Source organism: Pseudonocardia sp. EV170527-09, assembly GCF_008369905.1.
Classification (GTDB): domain Bacteria; phylum Actinomycetota; class Actinomycetes; order Mycobacteriales; family Pseudonocardiaceae; genus Pseudonocardia.
This window is the reverse complement of record NZ_VRMC01000417.1, coordinates 1-283: the sequence shown is the minus strand read 5'-3', so window position 1 is coordinate 283 and position 283 is coordinate 1. Positions and strand designations below refer to the sequence as shown.

1 protein-coding gene is annotated in these 283 nt (G+C 68.2%); it reads left to right on the top strand.

Features of this window, described 5'->3' with window-relative positions; translation table 11 throughout:
- A partial coding sequence (locus tag FVA95_RS29675; RefSeq protein ID WP_149666971.1) for an ATP-binding protein occupies positions 1-283 on the top strand: 283 nt, incomplete at both ends.

Sequence of the window (283 nt, the reverse complement as noted above, 5' to 3'; positions counted from 1 at the left end):
GACCTGTCCCGCGAGGGCGGCGACATCGTGTTCGACATCCGCGATGACGGCGCCGGCGTGCCGCTGGACGCCGTGCGGCGCAAGGCGATCAAGCGCGGCCTGCTGGCGCCGGACGCCGAGATCAGCGACCGCGAGGTGTTGCAGTTCATCCTCCAGCCAGGTTTTTCCACGGCCGAGAAAATCACCCAGATTTCCGGGCGCGGCGTGGGCATGGACGTGGTGCACGAAGAAGTCCGGCAACTGGGCGGCAGCATGAGCATCGATTCGGTGCCGGGGCAGGGCG